Source organism: Streptosporangium sp. NPDC006013 (assembly GCF_040614275.1).
Lineage (GTDB): Bacteria > Actinomycetota > Actinomycetes > Streptosporangiales > Streptosporangiaceae > Streptosporangium.
In genome coordinates this window covers 1-4,935 of record NZ_JBEXUE010000628.1, presented here as the reverse complement: position 1 = coordinate 4,935, position 4,935 = coordinate 1, and the positions used below count along the sequence as shown (strand labels likewise).

General features: G+C 73.2%; 3 protein-coding genes. All 3 read right to left on the bottom strand.

The window, feature by feature from the left end:
* Positions 1-1,686 (bottom strand): protein kinase (locus tag ABZ260_RS46485; RefSeq protein WP_355631107.1); only part of this gene is annotated, 1,686 nt, incomplete at its 3' end.
* A 225-nt stretch (positions 1,687-1,911) separates the two neighbouring features.
* A complete protein-coding gene (locus tag ABZ260_RS46480) occupies positions 1,912-3,318 on the bottom strand; it encodes a DUF1116 domain-containing protein (protein ID WP_355631104.1) in 1,407 nt (468 codons plus the stop codon).
* 70 nt (positions 3,319-3,388) lie between these two features.
* Positions 3,389-4,777: an FdrA family protein gene (locus ABZ260_RS46475; RefSeq protein ID WP_355631101.1), complete on the bottom strand. Its 1,389-nt coding sequence runs from the start codon at positions 4,775-4,777 to the stop codon at positions 3,389-3,391.
* Between the last annotated feature and the right edge of the window lie 158 nt (positions 4,778-4,935).

The window sequence follows — 4,935 nt, the reverse complement described above, 5'->3', positions numbered from 1 at the left end:
CCCGGCGGCGCTCGCCGACTTGAAGCCGTCGGGGATCTCCTCGTCGGCCCCGGAGGACGTCCCCGGGTCGGCGGGTGCGGAGATCGCCGCCGAGGGGCCCGTGGGGTTCGCGGTGCCGGAGTCGTCGCCGATCAGGAAGACGATGAGCCCGGCGACCACGATGGCCAGCACGCCGCCCCCGCCGAGCATCAGCAGACGGCTGTCGGGGCCGCTGCCGCGCGACCGGCCGCCCTCGCGCTCCGGAGCGCGGCGCGTGCCCGCGCGTGTCCCCACCCTGCCGGGTGAGGTCAGGGCCTGGGAGTTCCGTACGGCGTCGGAGGGGGCCTGCTCCTGCGGGGCCGGGGTGGGCCCCGGGATCGGCCAGGGTGCGGCCCCGCTCCGCCCATCGCGCGGTGGTGCGGACGGCGGGACGCCGGGAAGGTCGCCGGAGAAGCTGGTCAGCGCGTCGAACGGGTTGCCGCCAGGTCCGGTCGCCGGGATGCGCAGCGCGTCGTACCCGCGCTGGTGCCCGCCGGTCTGCGCGGACCTGGGAGCTGAGGAGTGCCCGGGGAGGGAGAGCAGGTCCGCGCGGTGGCCCCCGCTCGGGCCGGCGAGTGCGTCGTAGGGGAGCGCGTGACCGCCCGAGGAGTCGGCGGCGGGGTCGTAGGGCACCCGGATCGGGCCGGAGGGCGTCTCGATGATCCGGGAGGGCATCGGCCCCGACGGCACGTCCAGCGGGGGCATCAGGTGCATCGGCATGGAGTCGCCGGGGACCGGCATCGACGAGGGCGCCGGGCTGGGCGTGCGGTTCGGGGTGCTGGAGCCGTGGCTGCGCAGCACCCGGTCCAGTAGATCCGACACCTGGGCGGCGCTCATCCGGTCGGCGGGGTTCTTGCGGAGCAGGCCCTCGATGACGGTGATCAGGGCGCCGGCTCGCTGGGGGCGGTTGGGCTCCTGGGTGAGGATCGCGCCGAGCACGGCCACCGCGTCAGGACCCTCGTAGGGGGGCCGGCCCTCGACCGCCGCGTAGAGCGTGGCACCGAAGGACCACAGGTCGGAGGATTGAGTGACCTGCCGGCCCGACAGCCGCTCCGGCGGGATGTAGGCGGGGGAGCCCATCAGCAGGCCGGTCTGGGTGATCGTGACGTCGCCCTCTATCGCGGCGATGCCGAAGTCGGTGAGCACCACCCGGTCGGAGGTCAGCAGCACGTTGCCGGGTTTGACGTCGCGGTGCATGATCCCGGCGGCGTGGGCGTGGCGGAGCGCGTCGAGCACCCGGATGCCGATCTCGGCGGCCTGGACCACGGGCAGCGGTCCGCTCTGCCGTACGGCCTGCTCAAGCGACCAGGCGCGGACCAGCTCCATCACGATCCAGGGGCGGCCGTCCTCCTCGACGACATCGTGGACCGTGACGATGCCGGGGTGGCTGAGCCGGGCCGCCGAGCGGGCCTCGCGGAGCATCCGCCGGTGCGCCCCCTGCTTGCCCGCGTGGTCGAGCCCGTAGGGGAGGATCAGCTCCTTGACCGCGACGTCCCGATCGAGCAGGACGTCGTGGGCGTGCCACACCATGCCCATCCCACCACGGCCCACCGGCGACACCAGGCGGTAGCGCCTGCCCACCAGCCTGCCCTGGCCCTCCGGTGTGGCTCCGGCGGAATCGCCACCCTCAGGCCCCTGGGGGTTTCTCCCGAGCAAGCGATCGGTCATCGTACCCCGTTCCCCACAACCAGCCCTTTTTGTAAGGCTGGACACGATATCGGGATGTCATTCGGTAATGGAAGTTGGCATACGGAGAAAGCGCGTGACGGTATTTGTCAGTGATCGGTGTTCTTCGGATCACTGAACTTGTGTCCGCGCCCTGACGTCGCCGAATGCTACCGGCGAGCGGGTGAATTGTCAGCTTCACCCGTTCCCAATAGCCAAGGGATCGCGCTAAACCGATCCGTTTCCATGATCGGCCGCCTCGGCCAGCGCGGCCAGCGCCGTGGTGAAAGCCGAGGCGGGCGGGCTGACCAGACCCGCGCCGACCTGTCCGGTCCCCGCGACCCGGCCGGCGATACCGGTGTTCACGGTGGGCAGCAGGCCCGTCCTGGCGACCAGCGTGACATCGACGCCGACCGGCGTGCCCCGGAAGTCCAGCCCCGGGATCTGGTACGCGGGATGCTCGGCCAGGGTGATCTCGTACATGGAACGGGTGGCCGCCATCGCGTCCGAGACGTCGCCACCGACGAACCGTACGATCGCCGGGGCCGCGGCCATCGCGAAGCCCCCCAGGCCGGCCGTCTCGGTGATCGTGGAGTCGCCGATGTCGGGATTGGCGTCGTCCGGACCGTACGCGCCGAGGTAGAGACCGTCCGGCACGCCCGCGGGGCCGGTGAACCAGCGATCGCCCAGCCCGGAGACCTGGACCCCGAAGTCCGTGCCGTTGCGTGCCATCGCGACGATCATCGTGGAGCCGGGGACGTTCCGCGCGGCGTCCGCGCTGACCTTGCACGCGGCCATGCCCGCGTTGAGGAAGAAGTGGTCGTTGCCGTTGATGAAGCGGAGCACCTCGGCGGCGTGGCCGGGAGCGGCCTCCACCACCTCGGGAGCCAGCTCGCGGACCAGCAGCGAGGTGGCGGCGCGGTTGCGGTTGTGCAGCTCGTCGCCCATCTGCAGGGCCTGCGCGGTCAGCGCCCGCAGGTCCAGCGGACCGCTCCGCTCCAGGGTGGCCTGGAGCACGGGGCCGAGCACCTCGGCCATCCAGCGCAGTCGCCTCAGCACCTCCGGGCCGTACGCGCCGTAGCGCAGCACCTTGCCCAGCCCCTCGTTGAGCGAGCAGTAGGCGGTGCCGCCGTGTTCGGCGTCACGGACCTCGAACATCCACATCGACGGGGTGACCACGCCCGCCATCGGCCCGACGGTCCGGTGATGGTGGCAGGAGTCCAGCCGCGCCTGCCCGCGGGCCAGCCGCTCCTCGGCGTCGGCGGCGTCGGCGGCCAGCCCCTCCAGCAGCATCGCCCCGATGAGCGCGCCCCGCATCGGACCCGACGCCCGTTCCCACTCGATCGGCGGCCCCGCGTGCAGGAACGTGCCCTTCGGCAGGTCGAGTACCTCGTGCGCGGGACGCACCCCGACGAGCTGCGGCCGGGCGGAGACCAGGCGGCCCACCGCCGTCTCGTTGGCGCGGCCCCTGCGCGGGTCGGCCAGCACCCGGACCAGGTCGGCCTCGGTGCCGGGCATCGGCGGGCGCCAGTCCACCCGCGTCCGGGGAACGGCCTGGGCGTCCAGCGCCTCGCCGAGCACGCCGGCCCCCACCGTGATCACTTCCGGCTCGCCGGAAAGCATGGTCAGCGTCATGGGTGAACTCCTGAGCGAAGAACGGTGACGTCCGGGGAGAGGGCAGCCGCTCCCCGGCGTCCGACGGCGGTCAACGAGCGATTCCGGCGGCGACCTCGGCGGCGTGTCCCGCGGCTTGGGCGTTGGAGGTGAACACCGCGGCGCCCGCCGCGTTCAGGGCCTCGGCCTGCGCGTTCAGTCCCTGTGGGTCGCCCTCGGAGCCGACCAAGGCGACGATCACCGTGACACCTCTCGCGGTGGCCCCGTCGATCACGGGCGCGAGCGTCGCGGCGGGATCGGGGTCGGCGCCGTGGCCGAGGACCACGTCGATCAGGACGACCTCGCCCGGCGGCACCTCGGCCAGGGCCTCCAGGCGGAGCGTCGGGTCGATCATCGGGTGGGCCCGGCCGACCGTGTAGGCGTCGTCGCCGAAGTCGGTGAACTCCCCGCTTCCGGTGATCAGCCGTGCCTCCACGCAGAGCGTCCCACCCGAGTAGATGCCGCGCAGACCTCCCGCGTGCTCCCGCGCCGTGCCGGGGGCGGGCCAGGACGGCCAGGCGGGGACCGGGGCGCCGAGGGCGCGCAGGGCGGTCTCGGTCGCCGCGGTCAGGTCGTCCTGGCCGGGGCCGAGCAGGGAGGTCACGACCGGAGTGCCGAGCTTCGCGACGGTCTCGGCGACGGCCCGCGCGACCTCGGGTGCGGGAGGCTTGGAGATCAGGACGATCAGCTCGGTCGCGGGGTCGGCGTCGAGGGCCTCCAGGGCGCGCAGGGTGGACAGCCCACCCACGTCCGCGGACAGGTCACGGCCGCCCACGCCCAGCACGTGGGAGACCCCCACTCCCGCGTGGTCCAGCAGGCAGGCCACCTGCTGCGCGCCGGTCCCCGAGGCGGCCACCAGACCGACCGGGCCCGGCCGCAGGACGTTCGCGAATCCGAGACCGGCCCCGCCGATCACCGCGGTGCCGCAGTCCGGGCCCATGACCAGCACGCCGAGCTCGGCGGCGCGTCGCTTGAGCAGTACCTCCTGCTCGACCGGCACGTTGTCGCTGAAGATCATCACAGACAGGCCGGCCTCGACCGCGTCCAGCGCCTCGGCGAACGCGTACGGCCCGGGTACCGAGACCAGGGCCAGCGTGGCGGCGTGTTCGCGGGCCGCGGCACGGACCGTGTGCGGGGGGTGCTCGACGGCGGCGCCGCCGGCCGGCGGGGTGGAGAGTCCCGCCAGCAACCCGTCCAGCTCCGCGAGGGCGGCCTCCAGGGTGTCCGCCTCACCGCCGCGCAGCGCGATCAGCAGGTCGGCGGGACCGGCCTTGGGGAGGTCGAACCCCAGCTCGGCGGCGACCCCGAGGTTGAGTTCCGTGGCCATCGCCACCACCGCGACCTCCACGCCGGGAAGCGCGGTCGCCGTCCGGCTGACCCGCATCAGGCTCACGGAGTCGTGGTAGACCCCGGTGCGCACCCGGACCACATCAGTGCTCAATTGCCCCTGCCTTCCAGATCGATCACCGCCGCGAGCCCGATGCGCAGCCCCCATGCCAGGTCGGCCCGAGATCACGGCCATCATCGACCGGCACGCACGCCCTACCGTCGTCCTGGACTCCTTCTTTCGCCGTCTGTTCACCGAGAGCAAGCAGACGC

Excerpts from the sequence above, each read along its gene's own strand:
- ABZ260_RS46480 (WP_355631104.1), bottom strand. The coding sequence starts at position 3,318 with ATGACGCTGACCATGCTTTCCGGCGAGCCGGAAGTGATCACGGTGGGG.